This window comes from Variovorax guangxiensis, from assembly GCF_003952165.1.
Taxonomy (GTDB): Bacteria; Pseudomonadota; Gammaproteobacteria; order Burkholderiales; family Burkholderiaceae_C; genus Variovorax; species Variovorax guangxiensis.
The window spans coordinates 105352-125853 of sequence record NZ_RXFT01000008.1 but is presented as its reverse complement, the minus strand read 5'-3'; the positions used below and the strand labels follow the sequence as shown (position 1 = coordinate 125853).

Annotated in this window: 19 protein-coding genes and 1 pseudogene; 12 read left to right on the top strand and 8 right to left on the bottom strand. The window is 68.4% G+C overall.

Annotated features, from left to right (window positions below):
* Positions 1-9: 9 nt before the first annotated feature.
* The 4 genes from EJP67_RS19525 (at position 10) to EJP67_RS19510 (ending at position 3403) form a co-directional block, all read left to right on the top strand.
* Positions 10-645, top strand: a complete 636-nt coding sequence (locus tag EJP67_RS19525) for an L-threonylcarbamoyladenylate synthase (protein ID WP_126023361.1) — start codon at positions 10-12, stop codon at positions 643-645.
* Positions 646-686: 41 nt separating this feature from the next.
* On the top strand, positions 687-1358 hold the full coding sequence (locus tag EJP67_RS19520; protein WP_126023360.1) for a site-2 protease family protein: 672 nt from the start codon (positions 687-689) through the stop codon (positions 1356-1358).
* A 33-nt stretch (positions 1359-1391) separates the two neighbouring features.
* Positions 1392-2726: a tryptophan--tRNA ligase gene (locus EJP67_RS19515; protein ID WP_126023359.1), complete on the top strand. Its 1335-nt coding sequence runs from the start codon at positions 1392-1394 to the stop codon at positions 2724-2726.
* A gap of 74 nt (positions 2727-2800) precedes the next feature.
* Positions 2801-3403, top strand: coding sequence for a LuxR C-terminal-related transcriptional regulator (locus EJP67_RS19510; protein ID WP_007837193.1), 603 nt, complete (start codon positions 2801-2803; stop codon positions 3401-3403).
* A gap of 155 nt (positions 3404-3558) precedes the next feature.
* Here the strand turns inward: EJP67_RS19510 and shkS are convergent, their stop codons facing one another.
* On the bottom strand, positions 3559-4974 hold the full coding sequence (gene shkS / locus EJP67_RS19505) for a surface-behavior sensor histidine kinase ShkS (protein WP_126023358.1): 1416 nt from the start codon (positions 4972-4974) through the stop codon (positions 3559-3561).
* A 97-nt stretch (positions 4975-5071) separates the two neighbouring features.
* On the opposite strand from shkS, the gene EJP67_RS19500 reads away from it, so the two are divergent.
* Positions 5072-5473: a phage holin family protein gene (locus tag EJP67_RS19500; protein WP_126023357.1), complete on the top strand. Its 402-nt coding sequence runs from the start codon at positions 5072-5074 to the stop codon at positions 5471-5473.
* A 4-nt stretch (positions 5474-5477) separates the two neighbouring features.
* On the opposite strand, the gene EJP67_RS19495 is transcribed toward EJP67_RS19500, so the two are convergent.
* A complete protein-coding gene (locus EJP67_RS19495; RefSeq protein ID WP_126023356.1) occupies positions 5478-6794 on the bottom strand; it encodes an FAD-dependent oxidoreductase in 1317 nt (438 codons plus the stop codon).
* Between the two features lies 1 nt (position 6795).
* Positions 6796-7806 (bottom strand): Bug family tripartite tricarboxylate transporter substrate binding protein, encoded by a 1011-nt coding sequence (locus tag EJP67_RS19490; protein WP_126023355.1) that lies wholly within the window; start codon positions 7804-7806, stop codon positions 6796-6798.
* Between the two features lie 138 nt (positions 7807-7944).
* Between EJP67_RS19490 and EJP67_RS19485 the strand changes: the two genes are divergently transcribed.
* Both EJP67_RS19485 and EJP67_RS19480 read left to right on the top strand, forming a co-directional pair.
* Complete coding sequence (locus tag EJP67_RS19485) at positions 7945-8844, top strand: LysR family transcriptional regulator (RefSeq protein WP_165909654.1); 900 nt, start codon at positions 7945-7947, stop codon at positions 8842-8844.
* Positions 8845-8943: 99 nt separating this feature from the next.
* Positions 8944-9888, top strand: a complete 945-nt coding sequence (locus tag EJP67_RS19480; protein ID WP_165909653.1) for an alkaline phosphatase D family protein — start codon at positions 8944-8946, stop codon at positions 9886-9888.
* Positions 9889-9910: 22 nt separating this feature from the next.
* Here EJP67_RS19480 and EJP67_RS19475 read toward each other — a convergent pair whose 3' ends face one another.
* The 4 genes from EJP67_RS19475 to EJP67_RS19460 are packed head-to-tail and all read right to left on the bottom strand — an operon-like array spanning position 9911 to position 14583.
* Positions 9911-11026 carry an ABC transporter substrate-binding protein gene (locus EJP67_RS19475; protein WP_126023352.1) on the bottom strand — a complete coding sequence of 372 codons (1116 nt, stop codon included), beginning with the start codon at positions 11024-11026 and terminating at the stop codon, positions 9911-9913.
* 28 nt (positions 11027-11054) lie between these two features.
* Positions 11055-12143 carry an ABC transporter permease gene (locus EJP67_RS19470; protein WP_126023351.1) on the bottom strand — a complete coding sequence of 363 codons (1089 nt, stop codon included), beginning with the start codon at positions 12141-12143 and terminating at the stop codon, positions 11055-11057.
* On the bottom strand, positions 12140-13654 hold the full coding sequence (locus EJP67_RS19465) for a sugar ABC transporter ATP-binding protein (protein ID WP_126023350.1): 1515 nt from the start codon (positions 13652-13654) through the stop codon (positions 12140-12142). Before EJP67_RS19465 ends, EJP67_RS19470 begins: the two co-directional genes overlap by 4 nt.
* Positions 13651-14583, bottom strand: a complete 933-nt coding sequence (locus tag EJP67_RS19460; RefSeq protein WP_126023349.1) for an SMP-30/gluconolactonase/LRE family protein — start codon at positions 14581-14583, stop codon at positions 13651-13653. Before EJP67_RS19460 ends, EJP67_RS19465 begins: the two co-directional genes overlap by 4 nt.
* A gap of 292 nt (positions 14584-14875) precedes the next feature.
* On the opposite strand from EJP67_RS19460, the gene EJP67_RS19455 reads away from it, so the two are divergent.
* Positions 14876-15886 carry a LacI family DNA-binding transcriptional regulator gene (locus EJP67_RS19455; protein ID WP_126023530.1) on the top strand — a complete coding sequence of 337 codons (1011 nt, stop codon included), beginning with the start codon at positions 14876-14878 and terminating at the stop codon, positions 15884-15886.
* Between the two features lie 12 nt (positions 15887-15898).
* On the opposite strand, the gene EJP67_RS19450 is transcribed toward EJP67_RS19455, so the two are convergent.
* Positions 15899-16651 carry an IclR family transcriptional regulator gene (locus EJP67_RS19450; RefSeq protein WP_126023529.1) on the bottom strand — a complete coding sequence of 251 codons (753 nt, stop codon included), beginning with the start codon at positions 16649-16651 and terminating at the stop codon, positions 15899-15901.
* Positions 16652-16814: 163 nt separating this feature from the next.
* Here EJP67_RS19450 and EJP67_RS19445 point away from each other — a divergent pair, with 163 nt between their 5' ends.
* The 4 genes and pseudogenes from EJP67_RS19445 to EJP67_RS19430 all read left to right on the top strand — a co-directional run bounded on the left by EJP67_RS19445 (position 16815) and on the right by EJP67_RS19430 (position 20496).
* Complete coding sequence (locus EJP67_RS19445) at positions 16815-17801, top strand: Bug family tripartite tricarboxylate transporter substrate binding protein (protein WP_126023348.1); 987 nt, start codon at positions 16815-16817, stop codon at positions 17799-17801.
* A 51-nt stretch (positions 17802-17852) separates the two neighbouring features.
* Positions 17853-18542, top strand: coding sequence for an RraA family protein (locus tag EJP67_RS19440; RefSeq protein WP_126023347.1), 690 nt, complete (start codon positions 17853-17855; stop codon positions 18540-18542).
* The gene (locus EJP67_RS19435) at positions 18539-19468 is read left to right on the top strand and encodes an NAD(P)-dependent oxidoreductase (RefSeq protein ID WP_126023346.1); all 930 of its coding nucleotides are present in this window, start codon (positions 18539-18541) and stop codon (positions 19466-19468) included. Before EJP67_RS19440 ends, EJP67_RS19435 begins: the two co-directional genes overlap by 4 nt.
* Positions 19469-19511: 43 nt before the next feature.
* Positions 19512-20496 (top strand): annotated as a pseudogene (locus EJP67_RS19430) (Bug family tripartite tricarboxylate transporter substrate binding protein).
* Positions 20497-20502 lie beyond the last annotated feature (6 nt).

Genomic DNA, 20502 nt, shown 5'->3' with positions numbered 1-20502 from the left:
TTCTTCATCATGGCCCAGTACTTCGAAGTCCACCCAGAGAACCCGCAGCAGCGGCTGCTGAAGCAGGCCGTCACGCTGCTGGAGCGCGGCGATATCGTGGCCGTGCCCACCGACTCCAGCTACGCGCTGGCCTGCCACCTCGACGACAAGGACGCGGTCGACCAGTTGCGCCGCATCCGCCAGGTCGACGAGAAGCACCACCTCACGCTGCTGTGCCGCGACCTCAGCGAGTTGGCCAACTACGCGCGCGTCGACAACAAGCAATACCGCCTGCTGAAGGCGGCCACGCCCGGCCCCTACACCTTCCTGCTCGAAGCCACCAAGGAAGTGCCGCGCCGCGTGAGCCATCCGCAGCGCAAGACCATCGGCCTGCGCGTGCCCGACCACAAGGTCTTGCTGGAGCTCCTGTCGCTGCACGGCGCGCCGTTGCTGGCCACCACGCTGATCGCCCCGGGCGAGACCGAGGCGCTGAACGACGCGCAGACCATCCGCGAGCGTTTCGAGAAGCAGATCGCCGCGGTCATCGACGCCGGCGCCTGCCCTTCGCAGCCGACCACGGTGGTCGACCTCACGCCCATGGGCAGCGGCGACGACCCTGTCGTGGTGCGGCAAGGGCGCGGCCAACTGGCCGTTCTGGGCCTCTGAAATCGGGCAGAGAAACACGCCCCGTCTGACACAATCGCCCAGTGGATATTTCCAACCTCATACAGACAGTACTGATCTATGCGCTGCCCGTGATCTTCGCGATCACAGTGCACGAGGCGGCGCACGGCTACGTCGCTCGCCACTTCGGCGACAACACGGCCGAGGTCATGGGGCGCGTCACGCTCAACCCGGTGAAGCACATCGATCCCATCGGGACCATCCTGATGCCGCTGATGCTGTACTTCGCGACCTCCGGTGCCTTCCTGTTCGGCTATGCCAAACCGGTGCCGGTCAACTTCGGGCGGCTGCGCCATCCGAAGCGCGACATGGTCTGGGTGGCTCTGGCAGGGCCTCTTTCCAATTTCGTCCAGGCGATCCTGTGGGCTCTGCTGCTGGTGGCGCTGGTCGCGGCGGGCGTCACTGAAACCTTTTTCATCAAGATGGCGCAAGGCGGCATCCTGGTCAACCTCGTGATGTGGGCCTTCAACCTGTTCCCGCTGCCGCCGCTCGACGGCGGGCGCGTGCTGGCCGGCCTTCTTCCCAGCGGCCAGGCCCAGATGTTCCTGGCACGCATCGAGCCATACGGCTTTTTCATCGTGATGGGCCTCGTCCTCGCGGGCATCGTCAGCACATACTGGCTGCGGCCGCTGATGGACGTGGGCTACTTCGTCATCAACCTGCTGATCACTCCGCTCAAGGCACTCCTGCTCTAGATTGCTTTAAGTAATTCTTCGTCTCTCCGTCCCATGGCTCCGTCTTCCAAAGCTCCCCTGCGCGTCCTGACCGGCATCACGCCTTCGGGCACGCCGCACCTCGGCAACTATGTCGGCTCGATCCGCCACTCGGTGCGGCAAAGCGTCGCGCCCGGCGTGCAGAGCTTCTTCTTCCTGGCCGACTACCACGCGCTCATCAAGGTGCAGGAGCCGGCCCTGATCCAGCGCTCCACCCTCGAGATCGCCGCCAGCTGGCTGGCCTGCGGGCTCGACCCCGAGCGCGTCACCTTCTACCGCCAGTCGGACATCGTCGAGATTCCCGAGCTGACCTGGTTCCTCACCTGCGTGACCGGCAAAGGCGTGCTCAACCGCGCGCATGCCTACAAGGCGCAGCTCGACAAGAACGTGGCCAAGGGCGAGGACCCCGACGCCGACGTGACGGCCGGCCTCTTCATGTACCCGGTGCTCATGGGCGCCGACATCCTGATGTTCAACGCCCACAAGGTGCCCGTGGGCCGCGACCAGGTGCAGCACATCGAGATGGCGCGCGACATGGCGCAGCGCTTCAACCACCTCTACGGCGAGCATTTCACGCTGCCCGAGGCCGAGATCGACGACGCGGTCGCCACCCTGCCCGGCCTCGACGGCCGCAAGATGAGCAAGAGCTACGGCAATACGATCCCGCTGTTCGCGCCGCGCGCGCAGCTGCAAAAGCAGATCTCCAGCATCGTGACCGACTCGCGCGCCCCCGGCGAGCCCAAGGAAACCGAAGGCTCGGCGCTCTTCCAGATCTACCAGGCCTTCGCCAGCGCCGAGGAAACCGACACGCTGCGCAAGGCGTACGCCGATGGCATCGGCTGGGGCGACGCCAAGCAGATGCTGTTCGAGCGCATCGACCTCGAAGTGGCGCCGCTGCGCGAGCGCTACGAGGCGCTGATGAACGACCCGGCCCAGATCGAGCGCACCCTGCTGCTGGGCGCCGAGAAGGCGCAGGCGCTGTCGAAGCCTTTCATGGCCAGCCTGCGCCACGCGGTCGGCCTGCGCAACCTGGCGGCCGGCAAGGACAAGGGCGTCGCCAAGGCGGCCAAGGTCGCCAAACCCAGTTTCAAGCAGTACCGCGAGAAGGCGGACGGACTTTTCTATTTCAAGCTGTTGGATGCGCGCGGCGAAACCCTGCTGCAAAGCCGTGGATTCGCCTCGCCGCAGGAAGCGGGCCGTACCATCGCAATCCTGCAGGCGCAGCGCGGCGAAGCATTGCCCGCGCTGGCCAGCCAGATGGAGCCCATCGGTACAGAAGGAATACGCGCCGTCGAAGAGGCGCTGGAGGCACTGACGGAAGCGACACCCGGCACAACCAGCGGGAGTTGATCCGGCAACGCCCATCGGCTTATCGGCCGGTGAGCACGACGAGAGAAGACGGTGCGATCACAAAGGAAGAAAACATGAGCATTTATGTCATCGACGACCACCCCCTGATGCGCGACGCGATCGTGATGGTCCTGCGGCGCTTGCGCCCGGCCGAGAACATCGTCGAGCTCGAACGCCTCGACAAGCTCGCAGGCTCCGTGCAGCAGCGTGGTGCGCCTACGCTTTTCTGCCTGGACCTGAAGCTGCCGGACACCAACGGCGTGTCGGGCGTGATCGCGGTCAAGCAGGTTTATCCGAACGTGCCGATCGCCGTGTACTCGGCCGCGCCGTCCGCCGACATGGAAGACGCCTGCATCGAGGCCGGCGCCGACACCTACATCGAGAAGTCGGCCAGCTCCAACGAGCTGGCGGCCGCCCTTCGCGGCCTCCTGATGGCCGGCTCGGAAGACGAAGCCGACGAGATGCCGGCCGCCAACAGCGGCAAGCTCTCCAAGCGCCAGACGCAGCTGATCGCCATGCTCGACAAGGGCATGAGCAACCGCGACATCGCGACCGACCTGGAGATCAGCGAACACACGGTGAAGGTTCACCTGTGGCGCCTGTTCCGCAGGCTGGGCGTGAAGAGCCGCACCCAGGCGCTGCACTACGCGCGCACCAACGGCTTGTTGTCCGGCTGACCCCCAGGCTTCGCGCACTTCGTGTCGCTGCGCCAACCCCCTTGCAGGGGGCAACACCTGAGGACCGGCAAAGCCGGCTCCTCGGTGTTCCCGAATTGAAAAAACCGCGCTTGGCGCGGTTTTTTCATTGGGATGGACGCAGCGGCAGTTCGTCCTTAACCGCCGGAAGCCGTCACCCGCGCCTGCGCCACCGCTTCATCGGCATCGTGCAGCGCCACGCGGAACACGCTGCCGCTGCCCAGGCGCGAACGCACGCTCACCGGGTGCCCCAGCACGTGCGAGAGGCGCGCGACGATGGCGAGGCCCAGGCCGAAGCCGTCCGAGGTACCGGCGTGGTCGGCGACCTTGTAGAACTCCAGGAACACGTCGCGCAGATGCTCGGGCGCGATGCCGATGCCGGTGTCCCACACCTCCACGCGCAGGCCGTCGCGGGTCTGGCGGGCGGCCAGCAGCACGCCGCCTTCGGTCGTGTACTTGATCGCGTTGGCCAGCAGGTTGCCGATCATGCGGCGCACGCGGATCGGGTCGGTGAGGAAGGAGCCCTCGCACATGTGCACGCGGAAGTCGAGGCCGCGGCTCTCGGCCACGGGGCGGTATTGCAGTTCCAGGTCGTGCAGCAGCTCGGGCACGTCGACCCGCTCGACGTGCAGGCGCACCTGGCCCGAATCGATGCGCGCCAGGTCGAACATCGAATCGAAGAGCGCATTCACCGCGTGCGTGGCGCGCACGATCTTCGGCGCGAGTTCCAGAACCAGTTCGGGCTCATTGCGCAACCAGTCGGCGTACAACGAAAGTGCCAGCACGGGTTGGCGCATGTCGTGCGCGGCGCTGGCGAGGAAGCGGTTCTTCATGGCCACGGCCGATACCGCCGCCTGCCGCTGCTGGGTCAGCGACTTGATGAGGATGTGGTTGTGGAACAGCAGCTCCAGGCTGTTGCGCGCCGTCTCGTGGATGTGCCGCCCGGCCCGCAGCAGCAGGAACCAGTGGAGGATCGGCAATATCGGCATCAGGTAGCCGTACTGGAACTGCGGATGCTGCAGCGTGATGGACACCAGCCGTATCAGCACCGCGCCCAGCATCGTGATGAACAGCGTGTTGACGTAGCGCTTGAGCAGCGGCGGATGCAGCGCCAGCCCGTTGAGCGGAAAGGTGCCCACGCCGGCCACGATGAGCCAGCTCATGAACTGATTGACCTGCGGCGTGCGCTCGAAGAAGAGCAGCACCGACAAGCCCCACACCACAGCGCTGGTGCTCCAGACGAAGCCGTAGCGCTCGGTGAACTGCTGCTGGGCGGCCGCGCTGCGCCCGGCATAGCGCAGCGCATAGACGCGCGCCCCCCAGGCACGGCAGGCGGTGGCGATGACGCCGGCCAGGAGCCAGATCAGCAGTTCCCAGCGCGGCACATAGGCCCAGTTCAGGCCGACCATCGCCGGCATCAGCGCGGCGGAGACAAAGTACGAGCCCTTCGCCGAGCGCATCAGGCTGCGGATGAGCTCGCCGCGTACCCACGATTCGGCTTCATCGGCCGAAGCCGGGGCGGGGGTCATGCTGGCGATCGACGCATTGGCCATAAGCCGGCGATCTTAACGGCCCATCCGGCAATGTTTCACCGGGTAACAATCGATCGCCGCCCCCAAAATGCGGGCGATAACCCGGAAGAATTAACCGATGCTCGACAACCTGACTCCCTTCCTCGTCCACTGGGCCATCACCGGCATCTCGCTGTGGGTGGCCAGCCATCTTTTCCGCGGGCTCAAGTTCGACAGCACCGGTGCGCTGGTCGTCTCGGCGCTGCTGCTGGGCCTGGCCAATGCCATCGTCAAGCCGCTGCTGATCGTGCTCACGCTGCCGCTGACGCTGGTGACCTTCGGGCTCTTCCTGCTGGTGATCAACGCGCTGATGATCCTGCTGGTGGCCGCGCTGGTGAAGGGCTTGAGGGTGTCCGGCTTCTGGACCGCGCTCTTCGCGAGCATCTTCATCTCGCTGCTGAGCGTGGTCATCGGATCGTTCGTGACCGGCAGCGACCCCGCCGAGAAGGTGCAGATGCCGCAGAGCGGCAACTGGCTGTGAACGGCTAGGCGAGCACTGCGCCCTCGCGCAGCAGCGCCTCGCGCAGCGCCGGCACGGCAACCGCCCGCACCTGCGCCCCCATGCCCTCGCCGGCCGACCGCGCCGCCATGGCCGCGGCGATGCCGGCCGCATGCCCCACGGCCATCGAGATCGTCATGACCCGGATGGCCGCCAGCGCCTCGTGGCTGGCCGAGATGCCCCGGCCCACGCCCAGCGCGTTGTCGAGCGTGGACGGGATCAGGCTGCGGTACGGGATCCGGTAGGCGTGGTCGTCGCCCATGGGCACGTAGTGCAGCGAGCCGCCCTTCGCGGGGTGGATGTCGATCGGGTACGCGCCCGCTGCGATCGCGTCGGCGAACTGCACCGGCTCCAGCAGCTCGGCGGCTGTGAGCACATGGTCGCCTTCCACCCGGCGCGTCTCGCGCACGCCCACCTGCGTGGCGAAGGCGCGCAGCCGCCCGTCGCCGCAGCCGGGCACGTGGGCCGCAATGAACTCCGCCGCCTTCCATGCCTGGCGCCGGCCTTCGATCTCGGCGCCGCCGAGCGCCATCGGATCGGTGGCATCGATGGCCAGGCGGCTGATGTTGAACCACGCATCGTCCGAATGCGGCACGCGGCTCGAATGCAGCGCCGCCCGCGCGAGCCCGCCCTGCGCATAGCCCCTGGCGGCCAGTTCGGCAAGCTCGGCTTTCGAAAGCGCGCCGAAGCGCCCGAAATCGATCGGACCGAAGCGGAACATCATCGTGGCCGGCTGCAGCGCCTCGCCGCCGTCCAGTTCGAGGAAGCGCGCGCCCGCCTGCTTCAGCGCATCCATGTCGCCCGAGGCATCGATCAGCACGCCGGGGCGCACAGACAACACGCCGCCCTTCGTCAACACACGCAACCCGGCAATGCGCCGCCCCTCGCACTGCACATCCAGCAGGCTGGCATGCAGCAGCGGCCGCACGCCGGCCTCGGCCACCATGTCGTCGAGCACCAGCTTGAGCACCTCGGGCTCGTACTCGACGCGGTCCATGTGATGGCCGGTGGACATCACGAAGCGGTCGTGCGCGCGCGCGCCACCGTAGGCGCGCAGCCGCCGGACCACCTCGTCGGCCAGTCCGGCCACCACCGCGCGGCCGTTGCCGGTCTGCCAGCTGTTGAACTGCGCCACCGCCCCGGCCGTGGCGTTGCCGCCCAGGAAGCCATAGCGCTCGACCAGCACGACCGAAGCGCCCTGCCGCGCCGCCGCCACCGCGGCCATGGTGCCCGCGACGCCGCCGCCGCACACCACCACGTCGGCCTCGACCGCATGGCTCGTTCCGATGTTCTCGTTGCTCATCCTAGTTCTCGACCTGGATGCCACGGCTCTTCACAACCTGCCCCCATCGGCTGCCTTCGGCCTTGAGGTACTGCGCGGTGGCCTCTCGGCCACGGATGAAGGTCTCGAGGCTCAGCGCGTCGAAGCGCTTCTTCACCGCATCGGACTGCAGCGCCGAGGTCAGCAGCTTCTCGAGCCGCGCCAGTCCTTCGGCCGGAATGCTGCCCTTGGGCGCCACCAGCGTGGCCCAGCCCTCGACCTCCAGGCTCTGCAGCTTCAGGCTGCGCAGCGTGGGCACGTCGGCCAGTTCCGCCACCGGCTGCGCCGACGACACGGCCAGCGCGCGCAGCCGGCCCGAGCGGATGTGCACGATCACGCTCGGCAGGTTCAGGAAGCCCATCGACACCAGCCCCGAGATCAGGTCGGGCATCAGCGCGCTCTCTCCCTTGTAGGGCACGCTGACCAGCGAGGTGCCTGTCTCCTGCGCGAACAGTTCCGCCGTCAGGTGCGCCAGCGTGCCGGTGCCGCTGTTGCCTGCGCTGAGCTTGCCTGGCTGCGCCTTGGCCAGCGCGACGAGATCGGCCAGCGTCTTCGCCTTCGAGTCGGCCGGCACCACCAGCACCAGCGGCTGCCGCGAGACCATGCCGACGGCGTCGAAGTCGCGCGCCACGTCGTAGCTCAGCTTCGGGTTGAGCGAGGGGTTGATCACCATGCTGTTGCTGCCCATCAGCAGCGTATGGCCGTCGCGGCTCTGCAACGCCGCCATCACGCCGATGGCGCTGCCCGCGCCGGGCTTGTTCTCCACGATCACCGGCTGGCCGAGCTGCGGCGCCAGCACCTCGGCCAGCACGCGGGCCGAGCCATCGGCACCGCCACCGGGTGCGAAGGGCACGATGATGCGCACCGGCTTCGTGGGCCAGGCGTCGGCGGCATGCGCGCGGCGACCGAGGGCCGCCGCGAGCGTCGCTGCCGAGATTGCGGAGATCGCATGCCTGCGCGTGATGCCGCGCGCCGCGGCGGTGGCTGTAGCCATGTCCTGTTTGCCTCTTGATCTGGTTGTTCTTGAAAAGAAGCCCGATGCTAGGAAGCGGCCGTCGGCCCGGCAAATACCAACATGTGGCAACGCCATAGCATCGCGTTATCGAATCACGCCGATGGAACGGGCGATGTCATGAACCTCCGACAGATCGAAGTCTTCCGCGCCGTCATGTTGGCAGGCTCCGTCACCGATGCCGCGCGCTCGCTGCACGTCTCGCAGCCGGGCATCAGCCGCATGCTCTCGCACATCGAGCTGCAGCTGGGGCTGCGCCTCTTCGAGCGGCGCAAGGGCAGGCTGCTGGCCACGCCCGAGGCGCAGGCGCTCTTCGCCGAAGTCGAGCAGGTGTACCGGGGCGTGGCCCGCATCGACGACTGCGCTCAGGCGCTGAAGGACGGCAAGATGCTCACGCTGCGCGTGCTGTGCAGCCCCAGCACCGGGCTGGACATGGTGCCGCGTGCGCTCACCGCGCTGGGCGAGGAGTTTCCCTCCGCGCGCATCTACTTCGAGGTACTGCTCGCGAGGGAGATGGTCAAGCGCCTCGCGGCGCACGAGGCCGACGTGGCGATCTCCACGCTGGCCATCGACGACCCGCTGCTCACCTCCCGCCCCATCGGCCAGTGGACGCTGGCCGGCGTGTTCCCGCGCGGCCATGCGCTGGAGGCGCGGCGCACGCTGGCGCCTGCCGACATCCTGAAGGAACGCATGATCTCCTTCAGCCCCGACACGCCGCAGGGCCGCATCATTGCCGACTGGTGCGTGCAGCACCGGCTGCAGCCCGACGCCCGCGTCGAGGTGCGCGCCGGCCAGAGCGCCTGCGCCATGGCGGCGGCGGGCGCGGGCGTGGCCATCGTCGACGACCTCACCGCGCGCGGCTGCATGACCGACAGGCTCAGCTTCCGGCCGATCCGCAACGCGCCTTCCTTCGACATCTTCGCCGTGACCAACGAGAACTTCGCGGCCTCGCTGCTGGCGAACCGCTTCGTCGCCCATGCCCAGACCGCGCTGCGCCAGCTGAAGAAAGAGCAGGCCTGAGCCCGGGCGCCATCCCATATTCTGCGGAGGGACAGCGCGCGGCCGCTGCCTATGATCCGCCTCACCCCGGCGCCCAGACCGGCGGAACGAGGAGCCCCCATGAAGATCGCCTTCACGTCGTGCATGAACTTCAAGCCCGGCCCCGACGGCTACCAGCGCGTGTGGAACCGCATCGCGCAGGAGCAGCCCGACTACCTGTTCCTCCTGGGCGACCAGATCTACATGGACTTCTTTCCCAGGCTGGGCGAGCCGTCCGGATGGGACGCGGCGAAGTTCGCCGACGTGATGCAGGGCAAGTACGAAGCGCAGTGGAGCGTGCCGAACTTCAAGGCCCTGCGCGACGCGCTGCGCCAGAAGCAGGGCAACGGCGGCGGTGTGTACGGCACCTGGGACGACCACGACTTCGCCTGGAACAACGCGCAGGGCTCGGACGTCAGCGCGCCGGTGAAGCAGCAGACCCGCAGGCTCTTCACCCAGTACATGCAGATCGAGCAACTGAAGAACCCGGCGCATCTCGACCCGGCCGTCGACGGCATCTACTACTCGATTCCGCTGATGCACCAGCAGCAGCGCATCGGCAAGGCCATCTTCCTCGACACCCGCTGGTACAGCACCGCCCCCGGCGACTCCAAGCCCCTGCTCGGCCAGAAGCAGCTCGACTACCTGAAGCAGGAACTGGCCGACGAGCAGGGCTACGTGCTGATCTGCGCCGGCATGCCCATTCGCGCGACCGGCAACGGATGGATGCGCTACCGCGACGACTACGCCAGGTTCCGCGCGATCATCCAGGGGCGCAAGTCGATCTTCCTGACCGGCGACATCCACGAGAACGCATTCCTGCCGCCGGCCGGAGAGACGAAGATGTTCGAGGTGGTCTCGTCGGGCGCCTTCGTCACCAAGTACTACCTCACGGGCGAGCGCGAGAACTTCGGCATCCTCGAATACACGCCCGGGAGCACCGACATCAAGCTGTTCGACAAGCGGGGGCTGGAGATGCACAACGTCATCGACAACGCCACCTTCATGCACCAGGAGATCCGCTGAAGGCCTTCCCGCGGGCTGCGGCCTACTTGCCCCAGATCGCCTTGTACTGGTTGCGGTAGCCGTTGTCCGGGTCGAACACGTTCCTCGGCCCGCCGTCCTTGCCGACGTTGCCCACGGTCACCAGGTGCACCTTGGGCACGTAGCCCGACCACTTCTCCTTGGCGAAGGCGCGGTTGAGCTCGTCGACGATCTGCCAGCCCTGCATGTTCAGCGGCTCGGGCACGGTGCCGGCCTGGAAGCGCTGCGTGCGGATGCGCTGGTACGCGGCCTCGGAGCCGTCGCCGGCCGACACAGCCTTGGGCGCGCCGTCGCCCTTCTTGCCCGCTGCGGTGAGCGAAGGGCCCATGAAGTCGAAGTACAGGTCGTTGATGGCCAGCGAGTGCGTCCACTTGTCGCCGAAGCGCTGCAGCAGCGCGGTGGTGAGCTGCGGCATGCGGGTGGAGCTTTCGGCGATCGGGCTGTCCTCGAAGCTCAGCACGGTGCAGCCGCCGCACTTCTTGATGACCGCCTCCATGGCCCTCGCCTTGTAGAGCGCGATGGCGTACTGCGAGTCGGTGAAGATCACCACGCCGGCCTTGCCGTTGGAGTCGGCCACCACCCACGAGGCCGCGACGTCGGCCACGTCGTCGGTCACCGTGGTCACGTTGGCGAAGAGGCCCGCCTTGTCGTTCGGGCCCGGCTGCTCGCCCGAGTGCCAGCCGACCAGCGGAATGCCCGACTTGGCGGCACCCGCGAACGCGGCCTTCTGCTCGGTGGTGTCGAAGCCGCCGACCACGATGCCCGCCGGCTTCACCGCCAGCGCCTGGTTGAGTGCGGCGGTGCGTCCGCTCACCGTCCCCTGCCCGTCGATGACGCGCACCGTCCAGCCGATGGCCCGGCCCGCTTCCTCCACGCCCTTGCTGACACCGACGATGCCGCCGTTCTTCATGTCGCCCGCGACGAAGACGATGGTCTTGCCGGCCGCCGCCTTCGGGCCGGCGGTGGGGCCGTCCCACTTCTCCTTGGTCATGGTTGCGACCTCGACCTTCTTCTTCGCGGCGTCCAGAAAGTCGTCGGCCATGGCCTTCGGCGCCAGCGCGGCTGTGCACAGCGCCAGCACCGCGGCAGCAGCGGCGCGCGCGGGAACACTCTTCTTCATGCTTGTCTCCAGTCGTCGTAGTGGGCCGTCATTCCGACGGCGTTGAGGGAACCGGTTGCGCGTGATCGAGCTGCCGCTCGGCGATGCGCCGCTTGATCGAGCGGTTGCGCCGCTGCTGCGCCCAGCCCGCGATGCCGATGGAGACCAGCAGCGTCAGGCCATTGAAGAGCGGCTCCACGTAGAAGGCACCGCCGAACTGCTGGATGCCCGAGATGCCGATGGCGAGAATCGCCACGCCCACCAGCGTGCCCCACACGTTCACGCGGCCGGGCCGGATGGTGGTGGAGCCGAGAAAGGCGCCCACCAGCGCCGGCAGCAGGAATTCGAGCCCCACGCTCGCCTGCCCGATCTGCAGCCGCGAGGCCAGCAGCACGCCAGCAAAGCCCGACAGCAGACCCGAGGCGACGAAGGCGCCCATCACATGCCTGCGCACCGAAATGCCGTTGAGCTGCGCCGCCTTCGGGTTCGCGCCGATCACGTACAGCGCCCGGCCCAGCGGCGTGAACTCGGTGACCACCCACAGCGTGAGGCTCACCGCCAGCACGTAGAACGCGCCCACCGGCAGCCCCAGCAGGCTGCCGCCCGCGATGCCCACGAAGCCATCGGGCAGCTCGCCCACCACCTGCCGCCCGCCGCTGTGCCACATGGCCACCGCGTAGATCACCGTGCCCGTACCCAGCGTGGCGATGAACGAGTCGATCTGCGCGAGCTCGACCAGCAGTCCGTTGAGCACCCCGAACAGCGCCGCGCACAGCAACACCACCAGCACCGCCGCCGGCCACGGCAGGCCCAGCTGCGTCTGCAGGCTGATGGCGAGGATGTGCCACAGCACGATGCCGTAGCCCACGGTGAGGTCGATCTTGCCGGTGATCATCGGGATGGTCGCGGCCAGCGCCAGCAGCGCGATCACCGACTTGTCGGCCAGGATCGCGCGCAGGTTGAACAGCGTCGGAAAGGTCTCGGGCAGCAGCACCGAGAACAGCAGCGCGAGCGCCACCGTGAGCACGACGAGGCCGTACACCGGCATCGCGCGCCCGAGGCTCTGCGCGAGGGAGACAGCCTCGCCATCGAGGGACTTGTCGGGCTCCAGCGCCGTGGACTTGATAGAGCTGCTCATGCTGAAACTTCCTCGCGCGTCGCCGCGCCTGCTGCCAATGCCAGGAGTCTTTCGACGGTGATCGCCTCGCCGGTGAGCTCGGCCGCGATCAGCCCGTCGCGGAAGACGAGCACGCGGGTGCACACGGTCGCGATCTCCTCGAAGTCGGTGGAGACGACGACCAGCGCGGTGCCGGCCTCGGCGCGCTCGCGCAGCACGCCGTAGATCTGCCGCTTGGCGCCCACGTCGACGCCCGCGGTGGGCTCCTCGAGCACCACCAGCGGCTTGTCGAGATGGAACCAGCGCGCCAACACCACCTTCTGCTGGTTGCCGCCCGAGAGCTGCTGCACTTCGGCCGACGGCGCGGGCGGGTTGATGTCGAAGCGGCGGATGAGCGCGAGCGCGCCCTCGGTCTCGCGGCGTGGCCGGTCGAAGGCCAGGCCGCGGTCGCCGCGCAGCGTCGAATTGGGAAACAGGTTCTCCAGCACGCTCATCGAGCCGGCCAGGTTCTCCTCGAGCCGCTCGCCAGCCACATAGGCCACGCCGGCGCGAATCGCATCGGCCGGGCAGGTGAAGCCGCAGGCCTTGCCCAGCAACTGCATGCGCCCTGCAGACAGCGGCTCGCGCCCGAAGATCGCGCGGCTGATGGCCTCGTGCCCCGCACCGCGCAGGCCCACGAGGCCCAGCACCTCGCCGCGATGCACGGCCAGGCTCAGCGGGCCGGCGTTGCCGCTGGCCGCGCCGTCGAGCTTCAGCAAGGGCTCGCTTCGCGCGGGCGCCTTCGCCTTCTGCACCGAGGCCGAGAGCGCCTTGCCCACGATCAGCCCCACCAGTTCGCTCTCGCTGGTCTGCGCCGTGGTCTTCACCGCCACCAGCCGGCCGTCGCGCATCACGGCTGCACGGTCCGAAATGGCCATCACCTCGTCGAGCCGGTGCGACACGTACATCATCGCCATGCCCTGGCGGCGCAGTTCGCGCAGCACGCCGAACATGCGCTCCACGTCGCTCATCGGCAGGCTGGCCGAGGGCTCGTCGAGCACCAGCAGCCGCGCCTTCACCTCGAGTGCGCGGCCGATGGCGAGCAGCGATTTCTCGGCGCGCGTGAGCGAGAAGACACGGCGGCCGGGGTCGATGTCGCAGCCCACGCGCGCCATCACGCGGCGCGCCGTGTCGTTCGCCGCCTTCCAGTCGATGAGGCCGAAGCGGCGCGGATAGCCGGTGCCCAGGCCCACGTTCTCGGCGACGGTCATCCACTCGACGAGGCCAAGGTCCTGGTGGATGAATGCCACCGGCTGCTCGCGCCGGTCGCCGCGCCGCCACTCGGACTGCGGCCGGCCGTCGAAAAGAATCTCCCCGTCGTCCTCCGCGTGGATGCCCGCGAGCAGCTTGATGAGCGTGGACTTGCCCGCGCCGTTCTCGCCCAGCAGCGCGAGGATTTCTCCGGCACGCACGTCCAGCGTGACCTTGTCGACCGCCTGCGTGCCGCCGAAGCGCTTGCTCACGGCCTGGAACTGCAGCAGCGGCGTGCTCATGCGCGCACCGCCCCGCTCGTGTTCAGCCGGATGCGGTAGAGCGAGGTCGACGCGCACACGAAGAGCTCGTTGCCGTCGGTCCCGCCGAAGCTGAGGTTGCCCACCTTCTCCGGCACCGCGACGCGCGCGAGGCGCGTGCCGTCGGGGTGGTAGACCTGCACGCTGTCGGCGCTGCTGGTGTAGACGAAGCCGTGCACATCGACGCGGAATCCGTCGGCCAGCCCCGGGTTCACCACCGCGAACACGCGCGGGTTCGCGAGGTCCTGCCCGCCGATCACGTCGAACGCCACGATGTGGTGATGCCCCGAGCCGTCGGTGCGCAGCGCGGCCGAGGTGTCGCTCACATACAGGATGCGCTCGTCGGGCGAGAACGCCAGGCCGTTGGGCTCCTCCACGAAGTCGCTCACCGAGCGAAGTGCGCCGCTCGCCGGGTCGAATCGGAACACGTGGTTGCGGCCCAACTCGCTCTGAGCCTTGTGCCCCTCGCGGTCGGAGACGATGCCGTAGGGCGGATCGGTGAACCAGATGCTGCCGTCGCGCTTCACGACGATGTCGTTGGGCGAGTTGAGCCGGCGGCCCTGGTAGCGGTCGACCACCACCTCGTCGGGCAGCGCCTGCAGGCCTTCGCCGGAACCCGCGAAACGCGTGCGCACGATGGCGCGCAACCCGTGCGAGCAATGCAGCAGCGATCCGTCGGCCTCGCGCGTGTGGCCGTTGGTGAACTCCACGCCTTCACGCCACACGCTCATGCCTTCTTCTGCGTGCCAGCGCAGCATGCGGTTGTTGGGAATGTCGCTCCACAGCACCGAGCCGTCCTCGCGCATCCACACCGGCCCTTCGCTCCAGACGGCGCCGGTGCACAGGCGTTCGAGCGGGCCGGCCCCCTGGGCGACGGGAGCGAAACGGGAGTCGAAGACTTCGATGGTCATGGCCACGGCGCTGGTTTCCCTGAACTTGGGATCGCAGTGTGGCACCAAAAAGATACCGGTAACTTAGGCTTTTCCCGTAGGCGCAGGGACCACAATTTCATTCTGCTTTCACGGGTATGCGCTGTATTCTTTGCGCATCGATTCACGCACTCATACAGTTATCGGTATCTCGCGCCGCACGGGCCTCGTCGCATATCCTCGAACCTGCCTTCCGAGAGAGAAAGAAAGAAGCTCCTTGCCTCCGACCAAAGCCTCCGCCGCCCCTGCTCCCGCCCTCACCCGCCCCGCGACGATGGCCGACGTGGCCGCGCGCGTCGGCGTGTCGAAGATGACGGTTTCGCGCGCGCTCAACCGCGGTGCGAGCAGCGACCGCGTGACCTCCGAGGCGCTGCGCCAGCGCATCCTGCAGGCCTGCGAGGAGATGGGCTACGTCATCGACCAGACGGCGCGCACCTTCTCCAGCAAGCGATCGGGCTTCGTCGCGGTGCTGATCCCGTCGCTCAACAACTCCAATTTCTCCGAAACCGCGCAGGGCATCACGGCCGCCGTGGAAGCGCGCGGGCTGCAGGTGCTGCTGGGCTACACCGACTACCGCGTGGAGACCGAGGAGCGCCTGCTGCGCGCCATGCTCGCGCGCCGGCCCGAGGGCGTGATCCTCACCGGCGGCTCGCACACGCCGGCCGCGCGCGCCATGCTGCAGGCAGCGGGCGTGCCGGTGGTCGAGACCTGGGACCTGCCGGCCACGCCCATCGAGCACACCGTGGGCTTCTCGAACGCCGAGGCCGCCGCCGCGATGGTGCGCCACCTGCACGGCAAGGGCTACCGGCGCATCGCCTTCATCGGCGGCACCTCCAACCGCGACACGCGCGGCGCCGACCGCCAGCGCGGCTATGCGAACGCGATCCGCGAACTCGGCCTGCCCGACGGCCGCGTCATCAGCTTCGGCCAGCCGCCAATCTCGATGGCGCAGGGCGGCGAGGCCGTGGCGCAACTCATCCGCCAGTGGCCCGACGTGGACGCCGTGATCTGCGTGTCCGACCTCTCTGCCTTCGGCGCACTGATGGAATGCCAGCGCCGCGGCTGGGAAGTGCCCGGCCGCATCGCGATCGCGGGCTTCGGCGACTTCGAGGTCGCACGCGCCTGCCATCCGCGCATCACCACCGTGGCGGTTGATTGCGTGGGCATCGGCAAGGCGGCGGGCGAACTGCTGCTGCGCGTGATCGACGGCACGCGCGAGGGGCATCGGCCGCCCGCGGAGACGGTGCTGATTCCGTTCCATATCGAGCAGCGCGAGAGTTCCTAGGCCCTCCCTCGTTCAGGGGTGCCAGGTCGAGACCACGGCAGGCGTCTGCGCCGTAGGCCTTCCCGCGAGCGCATAGGAGAGCTCGTTCGCGGCCTTCATGATCGTCTTCGCATGCCCGATCAGCTTGGCCTTGGGCAACCGGTCCGCGGGGCCGGAGATGCACACCGAGCCCAGCAGCGCCCAGCGCAGCCCGAAGACCGGCGCCGACACCGTCGCCACGTTCTTCTCGCGCTCACCGATGGAGTAGTGGTAGCCCTTCTTGCGGATGTCCTCGTAGAGCTTTCCGGGCTCGCCCGAGAACGCGAGGATCACGCGGCCCGGTGAGCCAAGGTCCAGGGGCAGCATCGCGCCCATGCGTGCGTGGTGCCGGATGGGCTGCGGTCCTTCCACGCGGGCCAGGCAGGTTCTGGAGTTTCCTTCGCGGACGTAGAACGCGGCGCTCTCGCCCGTTGCCTGCGACAGGGCTAGCAGCATCGGCTCCACCACGCCGTTGGCGTCGAAGCTGGCCTGGTAGCGCGCGCCGAGCCAGCCGGCCGCGGGGCCGAGCCTCCAGCCGCCGTCCTCGCGCTGCACAACGTAGCCGGCGAGCGCCAGCGTGCGCAGCAGGCGCAGGGCGGTCGTCTTGTGCATCTGGCTGCGGCGCGTGAGCTCCGCGAGCGAGAGATGCTCGTCCTGCATGCCGAAGGCGTCGAGCAGCTGCAGCGCGCGGGTGACGGCGGTGACACCACCCGAGGCCTCGGCGTCGGCCTCGCGGGGCGTCTCGATCACTTCCTTGAGCGCGGATCCGGTCTTCGAATTTCGTTTCACACAGTGGTCCAAGGTCCGTTCAGTGGACCACCATTGTATGGAATGGAACGCAAACCTACAGTCGCTCCACGCCTCGCAGCACGGCCTGCAGGTGCCCAACGAACGATTCGGAGACAGATCAATGCGTACCTCGAGCCTCGGCTCCACCCCTCGCCGCGCGGCCCTCGGCCTCGCCCTTCTTCTCGCCTCGGGCATGGCGCTGGCGCAGGCCTATCCGGCGCGCCCGATCAAGCTCGTCGTACCCTTCCCGCCGGGCGGCGGCACGGACATCATTGCCCGCGAAGTGGCGAACAAGGTCGCTACTTCCGAAGGCTGGACCATCGTCATCGACAACAAGCCCGGCTCCGGCGGCAACATCGGCGTCGACGCGGCAGCCAAGGCCAGCCCCGATGGCTACACGCTGGTGCTGGGCCAGACCAACAACCTCGCGATCAACCCGTCGCTCTACGCCAGGCTGCCCTACGACCCGGTGAAGGATCTCGCGGCGGTGGGCCTCGTCGCATCGGCACCGCTGGTGGTGGTCGTGTCCTCCGCTTCGCCCTACAGGAAGCTCGCCGACGTGGTCGCCGCCGCCAAGGCCAAACCCACCGCGCTCAACTACGCGAGCTCGGGCAACGGCACCGTGGCGCACCTCGCGACCGAGCAGTTCCAGAAGGTCGCCGGCATCCAGCTCACGCACGTGCCCTACAAGGGCGCATCGCAGGGCCTGACCGATCTCGTCGGCGGGCAGATCCAGATCTACGTGTCGTCGGTGCCGACGCTCATCGCGCAGATCAAGAGCGGGCAGCTGCGCGCGCTGGCAGTGACCTCGCTGCAGCGCAACCGCGACCTGCCCGACGTGCCGACCATGGTCGAGGCCGGCTACAAGGACTTCGAGGCCGTCACCTGGTTCGGCGTGGCGGGCCCCGCGGCGATGCCGAAGGACGCGATCGCGAAGCTCAACACCGCGTTCAACAAGGCCCTCGCGACGCCCGACGTGCAGAAGAAGCTCGCGGCGCAGGGCGCAGAGGTGCTGTCCGGCCCGCCCGAGAAGTTCGCCTCGCTGATCCGCACCGACGGCGTGCGCTGGGGCGCGATCGTGAAGGCCTCGGGCATCCGGCTCGACTGACGGCGCGGCGTTTCCCTTTTCTCCTTTCCCTCCTTTCCCGAAAGCACTTTCATGTCATCTCCCCTCCCCGACGTCATCCGCGACTTCGAACGCGTGCCCGCGCACATCGTGGCGCAGGCGGCCGAGTTCCAGCCCGCCATCCTTGCCGACGTGGCCGGCCGTCGCGGCGCGCTGGACGGTCGCATCAAGGCCCTGCGGCCCCGCATGAAGCTGGCGGGCACCGCGCTCACCGTGGAAGTGCGCCCCGGCGACAATTTGATGATCCACGCCGCCATCGCCATGGCGAAGCCCGGCGACGTGCTCGTCATCGATGGCAAGGGCGACCTCGGCTCCGCGCTCATGGGCACGATCATGATGACCGCCTGCCGGCAGATCGGCATCGCCGGCGTGGTGATGGACGGCGCCTGCCGCGACAGCCTGGAGATCGACGAGATGGACTTCCCGGTCTTCTGCGCGGGCACCAATCCGAACGGGCCAACCAAGAGCATCGGCGGTCGCATCGGGCATCCGGTGTCGATCGGCGGCGTGACGGTGCATGCAGGCGACTTCATCGTGGGCGACGCAGACGGCGTGGTCGCGGTGGAGCGCGACAAGATAGAGTCGCTGCTGCCCCACGCGGCTAAGAAGGTGAAGGACGAGGCCGCGCGCATCGCCGCCATCAAGGAAGGCAACACCGCCGCCAAGTGGCTCGACTCCGCACTGCGCGCAGCGGGCGTGCTGAAGGAAGGCGAGACGCTGTGACAGCCATTCTGGTGACGGGCGCCGACCTGGCGCCGCAGGCGGTCGGCCTGCTCGAGGGCTACGAAATCGTCTATGCGGGCAAGACGCCGACCGAAGACGACCTCGTCGCGCTGTGCCGCGCGCACGACCCGGTAGCCATCATCGTGCGCTACGGCAAGGTGGGCGCGGCCGTCATGGACGCCGCGCCTTCGCTGAAGGTGATCTCCAAGCACGGCAGCGGCACCGACACCATCGACAAGGTGGCAGCGCAGGCGCGCGGCATCGAGGTGGTCGCGGCCGTGGGCGCGAACGCGGCGGCGGTGGCAGAGCAGGCGCTCGCGCTTCTGCTGGCCTGCGCGAAGTCGGTGGTGGCGCTGGATGCGCGCATGCACGCTGGCCACTGGGACAAGGCGACGCACAAGAGCCTCGAACTCGGCGGCCGCACCATCGGCCTCATCGGGCTCGGCGCCATCGGGCTGCGCTTCGCGCGCATGGTCGATGCGCTGGGCATGCGCGTGCTCGGGTTCGATCCTTACGCGAAGAATCTGCCGGCCTGCGTGCAGGCCGCCGACCTCGCGACCCTCTGGGCCGAGTCCGACGTCATCTCGCTGCACTGCCCGTTGACCGACGAGAACCGGGGCCTGCTTGATGCGGACACGCTGGCGCGCTGCAAGCGCGGCGTGATCGTCGTCAACACCGCGCGCGGCGGCCTGATCGACGAAGAGGCGCTGCTGGCAGCCTTGCGCTCGGGCCAGGTTTCCATGGCCGGGCTGGACAGCTTCGCCATCGAGCCGATGACCGCCGGCCATCCATTCCAGGGCGAGAAGAACATCGTGCTGAGCCCGCACATCGGCGGCGTGACCAGCGATGCCTACGTGAACATGGGCGTCGGCGCAGCAAAGAACCTGCTGCAGGTTCTCGCGCGCCAGACGGCGGCGAGCTGCTGAGGCAGCATCGCCGCTACCCCGATCCAGACAAGGAGACAAGAGAATGAAGAGCGGCAAGAAGGCCCGCTGGACCGCGCTCGCAATCGGCCTGCCGTTCGCGCTGGCAGTTCAAATGCAGGCGCAGGCCCAGAGCTGGCCTGCCAAGCCGGTGCGCGTGCTCGTCGGCTTCTCGGCGGGCGGCCCCACCGACGTGGTGGCGCGCGCCTTCGCCGACCACGCATCGCGCGCGCTGGGCCAGCCATTCGTCGTGGACAACAAGCCCGGCGCCAACACCATCCTCGCGGCCGAGGCGGTCGCCGCCGCGCCAGCGGACGGCTACACCCTGCTGCTGGGCGCGACGAACCACACGATGATCCCGGCGCTCTACAGCCAGCGCGTCAAGTTCGACGCCGTGCACTCCTTCGCGCCGGTGTGCTCGCTGGCCGTGAGCCCACGGTGCTCGTGGTGGGGCCGTCGATGCCGGTGAAGTCGCTCGGCGCCTTCCTGCAGGCCGTGAAGGCCGAGCCGGGCAAGCGCACATACGCCACGCCGGGCTCCGGCAGCTCCGGCCACTTCGCGAGCGCGCAGTTCACGCAGCTCACGGGCACGTCGATGAACCACATCCCCTACAAAGGCGCGGCGCAGGCCGTGACCGATCTCATCGGCGGCAGGTCGACAGCTCCTTCGCCACGCTGGGCTCGGTGCTCGCGCAGGTGCAGACCGGCAAGCTGACCGCCCTGGCGGTGGCCGCCCCGAAGCGCTCCGCGCTGCTGCCCGGTGTGCCGACCTTCGAGGAGGCCGGCGTCAGGGGCTACACGGCCGACGCCTGGTACGGCCTGCTCGCGCCGGCGAAGACGCCGCCCGAGGTGCTGGCCACCCTTCGCCGCGTGGCGACCGAATTCGCGCAGGCGCCGGCCACGCAGGAAAAGCTGCGCTCGCTGGGCATGGAGGCCCGCAACACCTGCGCCGATGCATTCGGCGCGCAGCTGGCGGGCGAGGTCAGGCTCTACGGCGATCTGGCCCCAACGCTCGACCTCAAGACCGAATGACCGCAT

Coding starts and splice junctions, on each gene's coding strand:
- EJP67_RS19440 (WP_126023347.1), top strand. CDS start 17,853: ATGTCATCTCCCCTCCCCGACGTCATCCGCGACTTCGAACGCGTGCCC.
- EJP67_RS19480 (WP_165909653.1), top strand. CDS start 8,944: ATGAAGATCGCCTTCACGTCGTGCATGAACTTCAAGCCCGGCCCCGAC.
- EJP67_RS19475 (WP_126023352.1), bottom strand. CDS start 11,026: ATGAAGAAGAGTGTTCCCGCGCGCGCCGCTGCTGCCGCGGTGCTGGCG.
- EJP67_RS19485 (WP_165909654.1), top strand. CDS start 7,945: ATGAACCTCCGACAGATCGAAGTCTTCCGCGCCGTCATGTTGGCAGGC.
- EJP67_RS19500 (WP_126023357.1), top strand. CDS start 5,072: ATGCTCGACAACCTGACTCCCTTCCTCGTCCACTGGGCCATCACCGGC.
- shkS (WP_126023358.1), bottom strand. CDS start 4,974: ATGGCCAATGCGTCGATCGCCAGCATGACCCCCGCCCCGGCTTCGGCC.
- EJP67_RS19510 (WP_007837193.1), top strand. CDS start 2,801: ATGAGCATTTATGTCATCGACGACCACCCCCTGATGCGCGACGCGATC.
- EJP67_RS19455 (WP_126023530.1), top strand. CDS start 14,876: ATGGCCGACGTGGCCGCGCGCGTCGGCGTGTCGAAGATGACGGTTTCG.
- EJP67_RS19515 (WP_126023359.1), top strand. CDS start 1,392: ATGGCTCCGTCTTCCAAAGCTCCCCTGCGCGTCCTGACCGGCATCACG.
- EJP67_RS19490 (WP_126023355.1), bottom strand. CDS start 7,806: ATGGCTACAGCCACCGCCGCGGCGCGCGGCATCACGCGCAGGCATGCG.
- EJP67_RS19460 (WP_126023349.1), bottom strand. CDS start 14,583: ATGACCATCGAAGTCTTCGACTCCCGTTTCGCTCCCGTCGCCCAGGGG.
- EJP67_RS19525 (WP_126023361.1), top strand. CDS start 10: ATGGCCCAGTACTTCGAAGTCCACCCAGAGAACCCGCAGCAGCGGCTG.
- EJP67_RS19470 (WP_126023351.1), bottom strand. CDS start 12,143: ATGAGCAGCTCTATCAAGTCCACGGCGCTGGAGCCCGACAAGTCCCTC.
- EJP67_RS19465 (WP_126023350.1), bottom strand. CDS start 13,654: ATGAGCACGCCGCTGCTGCAGTTCCAGGCCGTGAGCAAGCGCTTCGGC.
- EJP67_RS19445 (WP_126023348.1), top strand. CDS start 16,815: ATGCGTACCTCGAGCCTCGGCTCCACCCCTCGCCGCGCGGCCCTCGGC.
- EJP67_RS19495 (WP_126023356.1), bottom strand. CDS start 6,794: ATGAGCAACGAGAACATCGGAACGAGCCATGCGGTCGAGGCCGACGTG.